A 15,614-nucleotide genomic window follows, 5' to 3' on the forward strand; every position below is an offset into this window, starting at 1 on the left:
AGATGCTTCTCATTCACTGCCCCTATTGCGAGGAAGAGCGTCCCGAGCTCGAGTTCCGCAATGCCGGCGAAGCGCATATCGCGCGCTCGACCAACATCGCCGCCGAGAGCGACGAGGACTTCGAAAAGTTCTTCTTCATCCGCTCCAACCCGAAGGGTGTAATCTTTGAACGCTGGCGCCACATCCATGGCTGCGCGCGCTTCTTCAACGCCGCCCGCGACACCATCACCGACCGCTTCCTTCTGACCTACAAGGCCGGCGAGCCCAAGCCGGACCTCGAGAAGCTCAAGGCCGACGGTGGCCCGGCCGCCTGGGCCAACCGCCCGCCTGACCAGCTCAACGAAAAGCCCAAGGCAAAACGCTCGACCAAGGGAGAGGCATGATGGCCGGATCCTACCGCATTTCCGGCCAGGGCCGCCTGACGCCGGCCAAGACCGCGCGCTTCACCTTCGACGGCAAGTCGATGACCGGCCTTGCCGGTGACACCGTCGCGTCGGCGCTGCTCGCCAATGGCGTGCATCTCGTCGGCCGCTCGTTCAAGTATCACCGTCCGCGCGGCATCCTCTCCGCTGGCGCCGAGGAGCCGAACGCGCTGGTCACCGTCAGCCGCGACGCTGCGCGCAAGACGCCCAATGTGCGGGCCACCGTGCAGGAGCTCTATGACGGCCTGACCGTCGCCTCGCAGAACCGCTGGCCGTCGCTGTCCTTCGACGTCGGTGCCGTCAACGATATCGCGTCGCCGATGTTCTCGGCCGGCTTCTACTACAAGACCTTCATGTGGCCGAAGGCTGCCTGGCACAAGTTCTACGAGCCCAATATCCGCGCCGCGGCCGGTCTTGGTGTAGCACCGGACCAGCCCGACCCCGATCACTATTCGGCGCTCTACGCCCATTGCGAGGTGCTGGTGCTCGGCGGCGGTGCTGCCGGCCTGGCCGCCGCGCTTGCGGCTGCGGAAACCGGTGTGCGCGTCATCATTTGCGACGAGCAGGCCGAGTTCGGCGGCGCGCTGCGTTATGAAAAAGGCGCCGTCATCGACAGCCAGGACGGCTGGAGCTGGGCGCAAGCTGTGGTGGCGAAACTCGCCGCAATGGACAACGTCACCGTTCTGTCGCGCACCACGGCCTTCGGATACTACGCCCAGAATTTCGTCGGCCTCGTCGAGCGTGTCACCGACCATCTTGCGCGCCCCGGCCGCGACGAGCCGCGCGAGCGGTTGTGGCAGGTTCGCGCCAAGCGCGTTGTCATCGCCACCGGCGCCATCGAGCGTCACATGGTGTTTGCCAACAATGACCGCCCGGGTGTCATGCTGGCATCCGCGGCGCGCACCTTCCTCAACCATTACGGCGTCGTCGTCGGCAGACAGATTGGCGTCTATACCGCCAATGACAGCGCCTATGCCGCGGCCATCGACCTCAAGAAGGCCGGCGTCGGCGTCGCCGCCGTCGTCGACCTGCGCGACAACCCGTCTGGCCCGCTTGTCGATGAAGCACGCGCGCTCGGCATCGAGGTCAACCATGGCCGCGCCGTCACCAGCGTCAATGGCAGCCAGCGGATCAAGTCGATGTCCGTGCAGGCCAAGGGCGGCGGCGCCGAGCGCACCATCGCCGTCGACGCGCTGCTGATGTCAGCCGGCTGGACGCCATCGGTGCACATGTTCTCGCAGTCGCGCGGCAAGGTTGCTTTCGACGACGCCACCAAGCGCTTCCTGCCCGGTACCTATGCTCAGGATTGCGTCTCGGTCGGCGCCTGCAACGGCTCCGACTCGCTCGAAGACACCGTCGCGCAGGCGCTTGAGGCCGGCGCCAATGCCGCCCGCGATGCTGGGGCCACGTCAAGCAAGGGTGTCACGCTCAAGGTCGAGGCTTCCGAAGGCTGGACCGGCGGTATGCTCGGTTCCGGCCCGGGCGCCGGTGCCGGTACCACGGTCAAGGCCTTCGTCGACTTCCAGAACGACGTCACCGCCAAGGACATCCGCCAGGCAGTGCATGAAGGCATGCGCTCGATCGAGCACGTCAAGCGCTTCACCACCAACGGCATGGCCACCGACCAGGGCAAGACGTCCAACATGCACGGCCTTGCCATCGCGGCTGAGGCCTTGAACAAGGACATCCCGGCCGTCGGACTCACCACCTTCCGCGCGCCCTACACACCGGTGACCTTCGGCGCCATCGTCAACCACGCCCGCCACGGGCTGTTCGACCCGACGCGCAAGACCCCGACCCATAGCTGGGCCGAGAGCCATGGCGCGGTGTTCGAGGATGTCGGCCAGTGGAAGCGCGCCTGGTATTTTCCACGCGCCGGCGAAGACATGCATCAAGCCGTCGACCGCGAATGCGTCACCGTCCGCAAGTCTGCCGGCCTGTTCGACGCCTCCACCCTCGGCAAGATCGAGGTGGTCGGTCCTGACGCCGCCAGGTTCATGGAGCTGCTCTACACCAACCCGTGGGAGAAGCTCGAAGTGGGCCGCTGCCGCTACGGCATCATGCTGCGCGAGGACGGTTTCATCTATGACGACGGCGTCGTCGGCCGCCTGGCGCAGGACCGCTTCCACGTCACTACGACGACAGGCGGTGCTGCCCGCGTCATGAACCACATGGAAGACTATCTCCAGACCGAGTTCCCCGATCTCGACGTCTGGTTGACCTCGGTCTCCGAGCAGTGGGCCGTGATTGCGGTCCAAGGCCCCAACTCGCGTGACATCATCGCGCCGCTGGTCGAGGGCATCGACATGTCCGACGAGGCCATGCCGCACATGTCGGTGCGCGAGGGCATGATTTGTGGTGTGCCGACCCGCCTGTTCCGCATGTCCTTCACCGGCGACCGCGGCTTCGAGGTCAACGTGCCTGCCGATTATGGCCGCGCGGTGTGGGAAGCTTTGTGGGCCGAGGGCCAGAAGCACGGCGCCTGCGCCTATGGCACAGAGGCGATGCACGTGCTGCGCGCCGAGAAGGGCTACATCATCGTCGGCCAGGACACTGACGGCACCGTCACGCCCAATGACGCCGGCCTCGACTGGGCTGTCGGCAAGAAGAAGACCGACTTCGTCGGCATTCGCGGCATGACGCGCCCCGACCTTGTCGCCAAGGGCCGCAAGCAACTCGTTGGCCTCAAGACCAAGGATCCGCGCACTGTGCTCGAAGAGGGTGCCCAGATCGTCGAGAACCCCAAGCAGGCGATCCCGATGAAGATGATCGGCCACGTCACCTCGAGCTACTGGTCGGCCAATTGCGACCGCTCGATCGCCATGGGCCTCGTGCTCGGCGGTCGCGACCGGATTGGCGAGACGCTCTACGTGCCGATGCCCGATGGCGTCATCGAGGTGGAAGTCACCGGAACCGTATTCTTCGACGAGAAGGGAGACCGCCTCAATGGCTAAGGTCGCAATCGCAACCCGTCAGCCGGCGCATGCCGGCAAAAGCCTCGGCGGGCATGGCGTTTCGCTCAAGGTTCTGGAACCGGCCAGCCGCATGTCGCTGCGTGCCCGCCCAGCCGCCGTCGCCGCGCTGTCCAAGGCGATCGGCGTGACCCTTCCGGAGAAACCCAAGAGCTCGGCCGTCAAGGCTGGCCGCACCGTGCTCTGGCTCGGCCCTGACGAATGGCTTGTTATCGACGAGGCCGGCGGCGATCCCATCGGCGACTGCGCTTCGGTCAAGGGCCTGCACTCGGCGGTCGATGTCTCGCATCGCAATGTCGGCATCGCCGTCATTGGCCCCAATGCGGCTGATACCATCAATGCCGGCTGCCCGCAGGACCTGTCGCTTGCAGCCTTCCCGGTGGGTGCCGCCTCGCGCACCGTGCTCGGCAAGGTCGAGATGGTGCTTCTGCGCACCGGCGAGGATGCCTTCCGTCTGGAATGCTGGCGCTCGTTCTCCGACTATGTCTGGGGCTTCCTGTCAGAGGCGGCCCGCGACGGCTAGTTCGCGCGAGCTTTCTTCAGAAGAGCTGCCTCGCCCCGGAACCTCGGGGCAGGGCAGGCGTTTGTTCTCGACGCTGAAGAGAGGACAAATCCATGCCCGTGCAAACCACCGGCCGGATGCGGCCGAAGCGCGAAAGGCGCGCCCGCCGCAACGACGAACGGCCGAAGGATCAGCACGTCCTGCAGCAGGAACTCGACGAGGCCCTGGAAGACAGCTTTCCTGCCAGCGACCCGGTGTCGGTCACCTCGACGACGATTTCCGGTTCGCCGACAGGCGACGCCAAGGGCGGGAAGCACTAGGCTCTCGCGCCATGACATGCGGCGCGCTACCGGGGCCGCCCGGGTGGTGGCGAGGTCACGGCCCGGATCCTAGGATCCAGGCTGTGACCTACGAAACGTGACGCTGGGCAAAGCGCGCAACCCTCAGCGACGACCACACCTGCTACGGACCGGACGAGCAAGCCCCCAGAAACGAAAAAGCCGCCCTGGGACGGGCGGCTTTTCTGGAGGTACTGAGAAACCGCTCAGTTGAAGCTCGGTACGATCCAGGGATTGACGTCGATGCCGATGCGCGGCTTCTCCGCGCCGATTGCGTTGGTGGTCTGCGGGCCCTTGTCGTCCTTGATCGAGCCGGTCGAACCACAGTCGAGCTTCTGGCCCGAGATGGTTTGGGTGCACACAGTGGGCTGGTGCGTCGTCTTGTGGGTGTCGTTTGCCATTGCAAAGCCGCTCGTCGCGGCGAGAGCCGCGAGCGCCAGAATAGTCCGTCGCATTGTCATCTCCGTAAATTTTGCCGTACGTGTACGGCGTGACTTACAGATACGGCCGCACCCTGCGTTTTGCAAGGGATAAACCGTACGCGTACGAAGTTATTATGGATGCACTGACTGCACTGCTACCCAGGGCACTTGCCGGGTTCGTCGGTGAGCGGCGGCGTCTCGCTGGCGGCAAGGCCTGCCATGGCCAGGTCGCCCATCCGCATCACATAGGCCTTCGGATCGCCGAAGGGGTAGAAGGGGAAGGTGATCAGCAGTGACACCGAGCCGTGTGCAACGGTCCACAGCGCGGTGGCGATGGCGCGTGCATCGCCTTTCAGCACGCCGGCGGCAAGGCACGCATGCACCCGTTCGATGATGATCTGGAAAGCCGGGTTCTCTCGCTCCATCTCGTCGAACGTCTCTTCGGGCGGATGCTTCAGCTTCTCGGTCATGAACACGGTGCGGTATTCGTTGGGATTGCCGAGGCCGAATTCCGCATATTCGCTCAGCGCCGCCCGCATTGCCTCGACGGGATCCTCGGGCTGGTTCTGCCGCATCCGCCGCGCCAAGTCGGCGAAGGCATCCTCGGCCAGCGCCATCAGAATTTCCTGTTTGTCGGCGAAATAGGAATAGACCGACATCGGCGCATAGCCGACCCGCGTGGCGAGCTTGCGGATCGTCAGGCCTTCGTAGCCTTCTTCCCGTACGAGCGCGTGGGCCGCCGCCACCAGTTCGGCCCTGAGTTCGGCCTTCTGGAGTTCGCGTCGCTGTGCTGCACTGCTGGACAAGAAACCGCCCTATCGTTTCCCGTGATCTGATCGAAGGAGTCTATACGGCGAGCCATGATGCGGCAAGGCGAGCACGCTAGCTCATCGGACCTAGCGCAATGCAGGTCTGAAATGGGCAGCAACGAAGACGGAAGGAATCAGGCTGTTTCGCGCTTGGGCTCGACGAAGGTCATGGTCAGCCAGCGTGCGGTGAGGGCCGGCTTCTTCTGGTCCTCGATCTCGATCGTCACATCATGCGTCGCCTGGATCCAGCCCGACGGGCGGATCTTCAGGCCCGACAGCACGAAGCGGGTGCGGATGCGCGAGCCGGTCTTGACAGGGGCGACGAACTTCAGCTCCTCGAAACCCTGGTTGATGCCCATGCTACCGCCTTCGAGCGAAGGCAGCGTGTCGAACGTCATCGCCGAAAGCAGCGACAGCGTCAGGAAGCCGTGCGCGATGGTGCCGCCGAAAGGCGTCTCGGCCGCCGCGCGGTCGGGGTCGCAATGGATGAACTGGTGATCGTCGGTGGCGTCGGCGAACTGGTCGATCATGCGCTGGGTGACAGTGCGCCATGGCGAGACGCCAACCTCCTTGCCGAGATTGGCCTGAAGTTCGTCGAGGGTGATCGATTTCAGGCTCATTGCATCCTGTCCTGCATAAGAAAAAGTCATGCGGCGCTGTTACTGCGAGGACTGATACAGAATCAGACACGCCATGTCATCGCTTGTGGCGGCAAATCCGCCGCAGATTGGCCAGTACAAGCAGATGATTTTGCTATTCGGCCGGCTCGACGCCGGTGTAGGCGGCTTCCTCGAGCTCGCGCTTGAGGCGGCTCTCCTCGGCGACTTTGGGCGTGATGAAGCGTCCGAGCAGCAGATAGGCCACCGGCGTAAGGAACAGTGTGGAGATCGTGGCGAGTCCGAGGCCACCGACGATCACCCAGCCGAGCGCGATGCGCGCCTCGGCGCCGGCGCCCTGGGCCAGCACAAGCGGCAGGCCGCCGAGCACGGTGCAGATCATCGTCATCATGACAGGCCGCAACCGGATCGTTGCCGCTTCCTCGATCGCCTGGCGCACGCCCATGCCGCGGTCGCGCAACTGGTTGGCAAACTCGACCACCAGAATGCCGTTCTTGGCCATCACGCCGACAAGCAGCACGAGCCCGATCTGGCTGTAGGCGTTGAGCGACGTGCCGGTCAGGATCAGCGCGAAAACGGCGCAGGCGAGGCCCAAGGGCACCGTCGCCATGATGATGACAGCCGAAACGAAGCTCTCGAACTGGGCCGCCAGCACCAAGAGGATGATGACGATGGCAAAGCCGAAGATCGTCAGCATGCTGCCGCTGGTCTCGTTCAGCGTCGCCGCCTCGGCGAGCGGCAGCAGGCGGCTGCCCGCCGGCAGGACCGGTGCCGCGATCTGCTCGACTTCCTTCAGTGCATCGCCGAGCGCAAAATCGTCGGCCAGGCCAGCGGTGATGGCGACGGAGCGCTGCTGCTGTTCGCGTGACAGCGACGGCGGCACGGCGCGTTCGCTGAGCGTGGCGATCGTCGACACCGGCACGAAGCGGCCGTCGGTCGTCCTGATGAAGATATTCTCGAGGTCGGTCGAATCGTTGATCGGATTGGTGGTCGAGACCAGCTTCACGTCGTAGCTGCGGTCCTCGATGAAGACGCTGGTGATCTTCCGGCCGTCGAGCATCGCCTGCAGGGCAGGGGACAGGCCCTTGATGTCGATGCCGAGGTCGGAGGCGCGCTCGCGGTCGACGGTGACGAACAACTGCGGCTGGTTGGCGTCGGTCGAAAGCCGCGGCTGGCGGAAGCGCGGATCCTTCTCCATCTCGGCCAGCACCTTGGCGGCGGCGGTGCCGAGATCGGCATAGCTGTTGCCGATCAGCGCGAATTGCAGGCCGTTGCCGGCGCCGCGAATGCCCAGGCTGTTGGGCTGTCCGACCGTGGTGCGCACGCCGGGCACCTGGCTGGTGCGGGCCAGGATGTCGGCGGCGATCTCTTGCTGGGTGCGGCTGCGCTCGCTCCACGGCGCCAGCGACAGCACCATGAAACCGCTATTGTTGTTGTTGCCCATGCCGGCGCTGACGAAGGTGCTCTCGATCTCGCCCGACTTGCGCAGCGGCTCGATCAGCCCCTCGATGCGGCGCAATTGCGAGGCGGTGTAGTCGAGGCTGACGCCTTGCGGGGCCGATGCGCGCAGCATCACCAGCGAGCGGTCCTCGGTCGGCGTCAGCTCCTGGCGCACGCTGCCGAAGGCGACATATGCCGCGCCCGCGAACAGCAGCGACACCAGGATGACGATAGCGGGCGCATTGAGGCAGGCATGCAGGCAGCGTTTGTAGAGCGCGGCGAGGTTCGTGCCGATCTTGCCGAGCACGCCGCCATGGCTGTGCTCGATGCTCTTTTCGGTCAGCATGCGCGAGGCCAGCATCGGACACAGTGACAGAGCCACGATCGACGACAAAAGCACCGAGATCGCCAGAACGAAGCCGAACTCGCGAAACAGGCCGCCGGTCTGGCCGGGCAGGAACGAGATCGGGATGAACACTGCGGCAAGTGTCGCCGTCGTTGCCACCACCGCGAAAAACACCTCCTGCGTGCCAAGCACGGCAGCCGCCCGCGGGCCCATGCCCTCATTGCGGCGGCGGACGATGTTTTCGAGCACGACGATGGCGTCGTCGACGACGAGGCCTGTCGCCAGCACCAGCGCCAGCAGCGTCAGGATATTGACCGAGAAGCCTGCAAGATAGATGCCGGCGATCGTGCCGATCATTGCCACCGGCATGGCAAAGCCCGGGATCAGCGTCGCGCGCCAGTCCTGCAGAAAGGCATAGATGACGATCAGAACGATCGTTACCGACAAGATCAGCGCGATCTCGACCTCGTGGATGGCGCCCTGGACAAATGTTGCGTCATCCGACGTCACCCGGATCGTCATGCCGGGGGGCAGCGTGGTCTGGATCTTCTCTGCTGCCGCGCGCACACCCTTGGAGATGTCGAGCGTGCTCGATTGAGCCTGGCGCACGATGCCGATGCCGATGCCGGTCTTGCCGTCGGAGCGCAAGGAGGTCGAGCCCGGGTCGCCGCCGAGCGTGACGGTGGCGACGTCGCCGAGCTTGGTCTTGCCGTTGATGATGATGCTCTCGAAGGCCTCGGGCGTCGTCACAGCCGCACTTGCGCGGACGATCAGGTCCTGGTTGCCGACGGTCAGCGACCCAGCGGGTGCGTCGAATGACACGCTCGCCAGCGCGTTCGAGATGTCGGCCAGCGTCAGGCCGAGGCTCGCCACCTTGGCCTGGTCGATGTCGACGCGGAAGATCTTGGCGCGGTCGCCATAGGTCTGCACGTCGGCGACGCCGTCGACGGCGGCCAGCGTGTCGACGATCTGGTCCTCGACCAGGATCGTCATGTCCTCGACCGGCATGGTGTCGGAGGTCACCGCCAGCCGCATCACAGCGTCGGCATTGGCGTCGGCCTTGACGATGCGCGGCGCATCGGCCTCGTCGGGCAGCGAGTTGGTCACCCGGCCGACAGCGTCGCGCATGTCGGAGGCGGCAACGTTGAGGTCGACGCCGTCATTGAATTCGACTGTTACCCGGCTGTTGCCGTAGGACGAGCTCGACGAGATCGATTTGACGCCGGTGACGCGCGCCACAGCCCCTTCGACAACTGCCGTCACCTCACGGTCGACGATCTCGGCCGCGGCGTCGGAGTAGCCGGTCGATACCGTGATGACCGGCCGGTCGACGTCGGGCAGCTCGCGCACCTCGACGCCGTAGAAGGCGGCGAGGCCGGCGACCACGATCAGCGTGTTGATGACGAAGGCCAGCACCGGTCGACGCACGAACAGTGCGGTGATGCCTTTTTCGGCGTTCTCGTTCTGCATTGTGCTCATGCCGGCGCTCCTGCTCAGGAGCCGCTGCCGCCGGCCTCGCGGCCGGCAATCAGCAACTCGGCGCCTTCGCGCACCGTATGGATGCCCTCGGTTACCACCTTGTCGCCTGATGTCAGCGCCGCCTGCACCAGCACGCTGTCGGTGTTGCGCTGGATGATACGCACCGGCACGCGCTTGGCCTTGCCGTTGTCGAGCGCCCAGACGAAGGCGCCGTCGCCACCCCACTGGATCGCCAATGGGTCGACCGAGGGGTAGGTGTCGCCGGGAAACTGCATCGCGACCTGGAACGACATGCCAGCGCGCAGTGTGTCGTCGTCATTGTCGATCCGCGCCTGGATGCGCAGCGTGCGGCTCTGTTCATCGAGGCGATTGTCGACGGCACTGACCTCGCCTTCGAACACCCGGCCGGGGCGCGCGACCGAGCTTGCACTCAACGGCGCGCCGACCGAAATCAGCCCGGTGAAGCGCTCCGGCACCCAGATGTCGACGATGATCCTGGAACGGTCGTCGATGGTTGCGATGGTGGTCTGGCTGGTAACGTAGTTGCCGGCCTCGACAGGCAGGATGCCGACGATGCCGGCAATGGGCGCGGTGATGGTGCGGCGGTTGAGCGCCAACGCTGCGTCGCGCACGGCCAGACGCGCATTCTCGACGGCGAGTTCGGCTTCCTTGAGCTGCACGGTGGTTGCCGTGTTGGTGGCGCGCAGCGCCTTGATGCGTTCCAGCGATGCCTCGGCGTCGCCCTGGGCGATGCGGGCGCGCTCAAGCGCGATCTCTTCCGAATCGGAATCGAGCCGGGCAATCACCGTGCCCGCTGTGACTTTCTCGCCGGCTGCGACCGAGATTTCAGTCAGCCGCCCCGATGCGTAAGGGTTGATGACAACCGAGTTGAGTGCCCGCCCGGTGCCGATGGCCGACAGGCGGTCGTTGATCGTGCCTGACGCCACCGTCTGCGTCACGACAGGTGTCTGCGGCTGGCCGCCACGATTGCCGCCCTGGCGGTTGCCGCCGCTGCCGTTGCGCGCTGCCGCCTGTGGCTGTTCGGTCTTGGCCTGGGCCCAGTCGATGCCCCAGCTGGCAAGGACCGTGCGCGAACTCGGCACCAGCAGCACCCATCCGGCGGCTGCCGCAAGTACAATGACAAGTGCCAAGACAATCTGCTTCCAGGCGGCCATGCGTACTCCGGTCTGCTGCGTATTCGTTCCACTCGGGAACACGTGGCGTCTCATCGCTGGCAAAGCACTGCACTGTTGCCGCACCTTGCCAAGGGATCGTTCGTCGGCAACCGGGCGCAAGCCCATCGGGGCGCGCCAGTATAGCCTAGTTCGTCAGCCGAGGCTTAGGGCAAATCTGGCTGTCTGGCACATTAAATCTGCGTAATATTTGCAGGATTTACCGCGCGCTCAGCGCAAGTCCTCGATCGCGCGGATGCGTCTTGCCGCTTCCGTTTCGAGCTTGCTGGTCAGCGCGCCGATAACCGTTTCGGCGGCGACGAACAGCGCCGATGACGAATCCCACGCCGACGGCACCGCCGTGCGCCCTGCGATCACGTGGCGAGCGAAGCGCGCGATCGGAGAGAGCCACTGGTCGGTGAACAGGATGATGGTGGCGCCCCTGGCATGGGCCTTCTCGGCAAAGCGGATCAGGCTGTCCTGATAGCGCCTGATATCGAAGATCAGCAGCGTGTCGCGCTTGCCCATGTCGATCAGCTTGTCGCGCCACAGGCTTTCCTGTCCGACGAGATGGGTGACGTCAGGCCGAATCAGGTTGAGGTGGGCCGCCATGTAGCGCGCCAGCGGGTCGGTGAAGCGGCCGCCGACGAGATAGACGTGCCCTTTGGGGCCAGCCAGCTGGGTGACAATGTCGGCGAGCTGCCTGTCGGAAATGTGCCGGAAGGTCTCGCGGATGTTTTCGAGCACCGCTTCGAGTATGGGCGCTGTCGAGGCGGGTAGCAGCGACGGCGTGGTTGTCGTTCGCGAGGCGGGCGACTGCAATTGGGCTGCCAGCTCGTCCTGAAGCGCCGACTGGAACTCGGGGTAGTTCTGGAAACCGAGTCTCGCCACGAAGCGCAGGATGGTGGGCGAGGACACACCGGCCTGCTGCGAGAATTCGGCCACCGTCTTCAACCCGATCAGCGGATAGGCGGCGATCAGCGTCTGGGCTGCCCGGCGCTCACCCGCCGGCATGGCATCGATCCTTTCGGTGATCAGTTCGGCAACGCTCGAAACCATCCTCATCCCCTGCTGCATCCACGCCCGTCCTGGCCCAGCGCACAGTCCGCCTCAGGCCCGAAATGACATTTGACAAACTCAACCAATGTGTATGAAATCATCCGCAGGGGCGCAATGAACAAGAATACGTAACATACGATACGGCCCCGGGGATGACTGAATGGGAACGGGCCAGGCCGCTGCGCGTGCAATGTCGAATGCCGTCCGGGTGACGAACCGGGCCGGGCGCAGTCCTTTTGTCATCCTGTGCGACCACGCCTCAAATCATCTGCCCGCAAACTACGGCACGCTTGGTCTCGATGCGTCCGAAATGCTGCGCCACATCGCCTGGGATCCGGGCGCCTTGCCGGTGTCGCAACGCATGGCCGAGGGCCTTGATGCGACGCTTGTCGAATCCTGCGTGTCGCGCCTTGCCATCGACTGCAACCGGCCGCTCGCCGCTCATGACCTGATCCCGGAGATCAGCGAGACGACAGCCATTCCCGGCAACGCCGCTCTCACCGCCTCGCAGCGCGAGGCGCGAATCGCGCTATCGTGGCGCCCGTTCCACGAGGCGATCGACGAGGTCGTTTCGGAGCGGCTCCGCGAAGGGCGGGAGACGAGACTGGTGTCTGTCCATTCCTTCACTCCGGTTTACAAAGGCGTCTCGCGCCCCTGGCACATCGGCATCATCCATGACGAGGACGCTCGGCTCGCCGCGCCGCTGATCGCTGCGCTCGACAAGCTCGACGGCATCACTGTCGGCGTCAACGAGCCCTATGCGCCGGCCGACCGCGTCTACTTCACCCTGGAACACCACGGCAGGTCGCGCGGTCTGCCATGCGCGATGATCGAAATCCGCAACGACGAAATTTCGGCTCCGGCCGGGCAGCGGAAATGGGCGGATCTGCTCACGGGCATCTTTGCAGAGCTCGAACCGGAAGCGGGCGAGGCCGCTCCCCACCAGGCAAACGCCTGACAACTGGCCGAACGGAGAACGAGTCATTGCCGAATGCCGCAATTCTATTCGTCCGGTACGTCGATGCGATGAACCATCGCATCGGCCGTGGCGCCATGTATCTGCTCTACGTGATGGGTGCGATCCTGCTCGGCTCGACGATTTCGCGGCTGCTGCTTGGTGTGCCCTTCAACTGGGCGCTCGAGATGTCGCAGTTCGCCCTTTCTGCCTACTATCTTCTGGGCGGCGCCTATACGATGCAACTCGGCGGACACGTACGCATGGACCTGTTCTACAGCAGGCTCGCCGCTCGGAAGCGGGCTGTCACCGACGCGATCACCGTTCTTTTCGTCATATTCTATCTTGCGGTGCTCCTCGGCGGTGGCGTCTCCAGTACGAACTACGCCATCGTCTACGGCCAGAAGAACTACTCAGCCTGGGCCCCCGTGCTGTGGCCAATCAAAGTGATCATGACCTTCGGGGTCTTCATGCTGCTGCTGCAGTGCATCTCCAACTTTTTCAAGGACGTCGCGGCAGCGCGTGGAAGGCCGATTGAATGAGTTCGGAATTCATTACCCTCTTCATGTTCGGAACGATGATGGTGCTGCTGTTTACCGGGCAGCGCGTGTTCGGCGTCATTGGCTTTGTTGGTTCGGCAGCGGCGCTTTGGCTGTGGGGCCAGGGCTCGTTCGAAATGCCCTTCAATGCCGCCTTTCAGGTGCTCAACTGGTATCCCCTGATCACCGTGCCGTTCTTCATCTTCATGGGCTACATGCTCTCGGAATCGGGCATGGCGAGCAATCTTTATCGGCTCTTCCATGTCTGGTTCGGCCCGGTGCGAGGCGGGCTGGCGCTCGGCACGATAGGACTCATGGTGTTGATCGCGGCGCTGAACGGCCTGTCGGTCGCCGGCATGGCAATCGGGGCGACCATCGCGCTGCCGCAACTGCTTCGCCATGGCTACGACAAGGTCATGGTGACAGGCGTCGTGCAGGCCGGCTCCTCGCTCGGCATCCTGATACCGCCCAGCGTCGTGCTGGTGCTGTTTGCCATGATCGCGCGCCAGCCGGTTCTCGACCTCTGGTTGGCGGGCGTCGGCCCCGGCCTGCTGATGGCCTTCATCTTCGCCGGCTATGTCGCCATCCGCTGCTACTTTCAGCCGGAGGTTGGTCCTGCGCTGCCGGCGGAAGAGCGGGCAGAGATCACCTGGTCGGAAAAGTTCGGGCTGCTGCGGGCCGGCCTGCTGCCAATTGCCATCTTCGCCGTCATGATGGGGCTTTTCCTGACCGGAACCACCAGCTTGGTGGAAAGCTCGGCGGTTGGTGCCGCCCTTGCCATGGTGGCAGCTTGGCTGTCAGGGAACCTCGACCGCAAGGTCTTCGAGGAATCGACGCGCAACACACTGTCGATCAGCTGCATGTTCCTGTGGATCATCCTCGGCGCACTCTGCTTCAGCTCCGTCTATGACGGGCTTGGCGCAGTGAAGGCTGTCAAAACAGTGCTGGTCGACACCTGGGATTTCGAGCCCTGGACAATTCTGGTGCTGATGCTCCTGTCCTTTGTCGTGATGGGCATGTTCCTCGACGACACCGCCATGCTGGTGATCGTCGCTCCGCTCTATATCCCGCTCGTCATCAGTCTGGGCTTCAATCCGATCTGGTTCGGCATCCTTTACACGATCACCTGCCAGATCGCCTACATCACCCCGCCGTTTGGCTACAATCTGTTCCTGATGCGGGCCATGGCGCCACCGGAGATCACGCTGGGCGACATCTACCGATCCATCATGCCCTTCTTCGCGCTGATGGTATTGTCGCTGATACTCATCATGGTCTTTCCGCAGATAGCACTCTGGCTGCCGTCGCAGGTCACGGGCCGATGAGGCTGGCATGACGGAAAGGGAGGAGGCGGCACCGAACGAACTGGCATCCCGAATGTGAACGAAGCAAGCAATGGGAGTAAGTGAGATGGACGACAGGAAGACCCTTAACAAGCGCGAGTTTCTTCGGAAATCCGTGCTGGCGAGTGCGGGCGCTGTTGGCGCCACCGCGCTGGCCACGCCCTATGTGAAGGCGCAGAGCCCGATCAAGTGGCGTATGCAGACCTACGCCGGGCCGGCATTGGCCGAGCACGTGGTCAAGAACTCGATCGACTGGTTCAACAAGGCTGCCAATGGCGAGATGGAGATCGAGCTCTACACGGCTGACCAGCTTGTTCCGCACGGCGAACTGTTCCGCGCGGTCCAGTCTGGCACGATCGACTTTGCCCAGAGCGACGACGACTCGGCCGCGGCGCCCGTCGACGTCAGGGTGTTCGGCGCCTACTTCCCGCTCGCCTCGCGCTACTCGCTCGACGTTCCTGCGCTCTGGCATTGGCACGGGCTCAAGGAAGTCTGGGAGGAGGCTTATGCCGAGATTCCGGATGTCACCTGGCTCAGCACGGGTTCGTGGGACCCCTGCAACTTCGGCACCACCAAGCCGATCAAGTCGCTGGCCGACCTCAAGGGCCTCAGGGTCTACACCTTCCCGACCGGTGGCCAGTTCCTGTCCAAATTCGGCGTCGTGCCGGTGTCGCTACCGTACGAGGACGTTCAGCCGGCGATCCAGACCGGCGAACTGGATGGCGTTTGCTGGTGCGGCATCACCGAGATGCACACGGTGGGCTGGGCCGACGTCTTGAAGTACTTCTTGACCAATCCGCTGTCAGGCGCCTGGGCCGGCTCGTACTTCGTCAACACCGAGAAATGGAAGGCCGTCCCCGAACACCTGCAGCAGCTTCTGCGCATGGCGATCGACAGTTCGCACTACTACCGGCTGCATTGGTACTGGGCCGGCGAGGCGAACTACCGCAACACCGGAAAGCTTGAACTGACCACCATCCCCGACGCCGAATGGAAGCAGGTCGAGGACGAGGCGACGAAGTTCTGGGATGAGATCGCTGGCCAGAGCCCGCGGAGCGCCAAGGTCGTCGAGATCATCAAGAAGTACAACGATTCGATGATCAAGGCCGGACCGCCCTACCGTTACGGCTGAGCAGTCATCTTTGCAAACAGGTTCGTCCGCGGGTGCGGGCGGACCGCCCCTACGCAGGTTTCAAACG

14 protein-coding genes are annotated in these 15,614 nt (G+C 64.2%); 8 read left to right on the forward strand and 6 right to left on the reverse strand.

Going from position 1 to position 15,614, the window contains the following annotated elements:
• Positions 1-2 precede the first annotated feature (2 nt).
• The 4 genes from H5P29_RS10590 to H5P29_RS10605 all read left to right on the forward strand — a co-directional run bounded on the left by H5P29_RS10590 (position 3) and on the right by H5P29_RS10605 (position 4,216).
• Entirely contained in the window at positions 3-383 is a 381-nt protein-coding gene (locus H5P29_RS10590; protein ID WP_154386944.1) for a sarcosine oxidase subunit delta, read from the forward strand.
• Entirely contained in the window at positions 383-3,376 is a 2,994-nt protein-coding gene (locus H5P29_RS10595) for a sarcosine oxidase subunit alpha (protein ID WP_185910328.1), read from the forward strand. Before H5P29_RS10590 ends, H5P29_RS10595 begins: the two co-directional genes overlap by 1 nt.
• Entirely contained in the window at positions 3,369-3,917 is a 549-nt protein-coding gene (locus H5P29_RS10600; RefSeq protein ID WP_067958185.1) for a sarcosine oxidase subunit gamma, read from the forward strand. Before H5P29_RS10595 ends, H5P29_RS10600 begins: the two co-directional genes overlap by 8 nt.
• Before the next feature lie 92 nt (positions 3,918-4,009).
• Positions 4,010-4,216, forward strand: a complete 207-nt coding sequence (locus H5P29_RS10605; RefSeq protein ID WP_067958187.1) for a hypothetical protein — start codon at positions 4,010-4,012, stop codon at positions 4,214-4,216.
• 224 nt (positions 4,217-4,440) lie between these two features.
• Here the strand turns inward: H5P29_RS10605 and H5P29_RS10610 are convergent, their stop codons facing one another.
• From H5P29_RS10610 to H5P29_RS10635, 6 genes are all read right to left on the reverse strand, one after another.
• Complete coding sequence (locus tag H5P29_RS10610; protein ID WP_067958190.1) at positions 4,441-4,689, reverse strand: hypothetical protein; 249 nt, start codon at positions 4,687-4,689, stop codon at positions 4,441-4,443.
• A gap of 122 nt (positions 4,690-4,811) precedes the next feature.
• On the reverse strand, positions 4,812-5,462 hold the full coding sequence (locus H5P29_RS10615; RefSeq protein ID WP_067958193.1) for a TetR/AcrR family transcriptional regulator: 651 nt from the start codon (positions 5,460-5,462) through the stop codon (positions 4,812-4,814).
• A 137-nt stretch (positions 5,463-5,599) separates the two neighbouring features.
• The gene (locus tag H5P29_RS10620; RefSeq protein ID WP_281381283.1) at positions 5,600-6,085 is read right to left on the reverse strand and encodes a MaoC family dehydratase; all 486 of its coding nucleotides are present in this window, start codon (positions 6,083-6,085) and stop codon (positions 5,600-5,602) included.
• Between the two features lie 133 nt (positions 6,086-6,218).
• Positions 6,219-9,347, reverse strand: a complete 3,129-nt coding sequence (locus H5P29_RS10625) for an efflux RND transporter permease subunit (RefSeq protein WP_154386946.1) — start codon at positions 9,345-9,347, stop codon at positions 6,219-6,221.
• A 14-nt stretch (positions 9,348-9,361) separates the two neighbouring features.
• A complete protein-coding gene (locus H5P29_RS10630) occupies positions 9,362-10,522 on the reverse strand; it encodes an efflux RND transporter periplasmic adaptor subunit (RefSeq protein WP_154386947.1) in 1,161 nt (386 codons plus the stop codon).
• A gap of 228 nt (positions 10,523-10,750) precedes the next feature.
• Positions 10,751-11,596, reverse strand: a complete 846-nt coding sequence (locus tag H5P29_RS10635) for a MurR/RpiR family transcriptional regulator (protein ID WP_371818627.1) — start codon at positions 11,594-11,596, stop codon at positions 10,751-10,753.
• Between the two features lie 142 nt (positions 11,597-11,738).
• Here H5P29_RS10635 and H5P29_RS10640 point away from each other — a divergent pair, with 142 nt between their 5' ends.
• The 4 genes from H5P29_RS10640 to H5P29_RS10655 all read left to right on the forward strand — a co-directional run bounded on the left by H5P29_RS10640 (position 11,739) and on the right by H5P29_RS10655 (position 15,547).
• Positions 11,739-12,536: an N-formylglutamate amidohydrolase gene (locus H5P29_RS10640; protein WP_154386948.1), complete on the forward strand. Its 798-nt coding sequence runs from the start codon at positions 11,739-11,741 to the stop codon at positions 12,534-12,536.
• A 68-nt stretch (positions 12,537-12,604) separates the two neighbouring features.
• Positions 12,605-13,075 (forward strand): TRAP transporter small permease subunit, encoded by a 471-nt coding sequence (locus tag H5P29_RS10645; RefSeq protein ID WP_067958204.1) that lies wholly within the window; start codon positions 12,605-12,607, stop codon positions 13,073-13,075.
• Positions 13,072-14,397: a TRAP transporter large permease subunit gene (locus tag H5P29_RS10650; RefSeq protein ID WP_067958208.1), complete on the forward strand. Its 1,326-nt coding sequence runs from the start codon at positions 13,072-13,074 to the stop codon at positions 14,395-14,397. The genes H5P29_RS10645 and H5P29_RS10650 overlap by 4 nt, the downstream gene beginning before the upstream one ends.
• Positions 14,398-14,482: 85 nt before the next feature.
• Complete coding sequence (locus H5P29_RS10655) at positions 14,483-15,547, forward strand: TRAP transporter substrate-binding protein (RefSeq protein ID WP_154386949.1); 1,065 nt, start codon at positions 14,483-14,485, stop codon at positions 15,545-15,547.
• The last annotated feature ends 67 nt before the right edge of the window (positions 15,548-15,614 follow it).

It is taken from the genome of Aminobacter sp. MDW-2, from assembly GCF_014250155.1.
GTDB lineage: Bacteria > Pseudomonadota > Alphaproteobacteria > Rhizobiales > Rhizobiaceae > Aminobacter > Aminobacter ciceronei.

Excerpts from the sequence above, each read along its gene's own strand:
- H5P29_RS10610 (WP_067958190.1), bottom strand. The coding sequence starts at position 4,689 with ATGCGACGGACTATTCTGGCGCTCGCGGCTCTCGCCGCGACGAGCGGC.
- H5P29_RS10590 (WP_154386944.1), top strand. The coding sequence starts at position 3 with ATGCTTCTCATTCACTGCCCCTATTGCGAGGAAGAGCGTCCCGAGCTC.
- H5P29_RS10630 (WP_154386947.1), bottom strand. The coding sequence starts at position 10,522 with ATGGCCGCCTGGAAGCAGATTGTCTTGGCACTTGTCATTGTACTTGCG.
- H5P29_RS10635 (WP_371818627.1), bottom strand. The coding sequence starts at position 11,596 with ATGCAGCAGGGGATGAGGATGGTTTCGAGCGTTGCCGAACTGATCACC.
- H5P29_RS10640 (WP_154386948.1), top strand. The coding sequence starts at position 11,739 with ATGGGAACGGGCCAGGCCGCTGCGCGTGCAATGTCGAATGCCGTCCGG.
- H5P29_RS10645 (WP_067958204.1), top strand. The coding sequence starts at position 12,605 with ATGAACCATCGCATCGGCCGTGGCGCCATGTATCTGCTCTACGTGATG.
- H5P29_RS10655 (WP_154386949.1), top strand. The coding sequence starts at position 14,483 with ATGGACGACAGGAAGACCCTTAACAAGCGCGAGTTTCTTCGGAAATCC.
- H5P29_RS10650 (WP_067958208.1), top strand. The coding sequence starts at position 13,072 with ATGAGTTCGGAATTCATTACCCTCTTCATGTTCGGAACGATGATGGTG.
- H5P29_RS10605 (WP_067958187.1), top strand. The coding sequence starts at position 4,010 with ATGCCCGTGCAAACCACCGGCCGGATGCGGCCGAAGCGCGAAAGGCGC.
- H5P29_RS10620 (WP_281381283.1), bottom strand. The coding sequence starts at position 6,085 with ATGAGCCTGAAATCGATCACCCTCGACGAACTTCAGGCCAATCTCGGC.
- H5P29_RS10595 (WP_185910328.1), top strand. The coding sequence starts at position 383 with ATGGCCGGATCCTACCGCATTTCCGGCCAGGGCCGCCTGACGCCGGCC.
- H5P29_RS10600 (WP_067958185.1), top strand. The coding sequence starts at position 3,369 with ATGGCTAAGGTCGCAATCGCAACCCGTCAGCCGGCGCATGCCGGCAAA.
- H5P29_RS10625 (WP_154386946.1), bottom strand. The coding sequence starts at position 9,347 with ATGAGCACAATGCAGAACGAGAACGCCGAAAAAGGCATCACCGCACTG.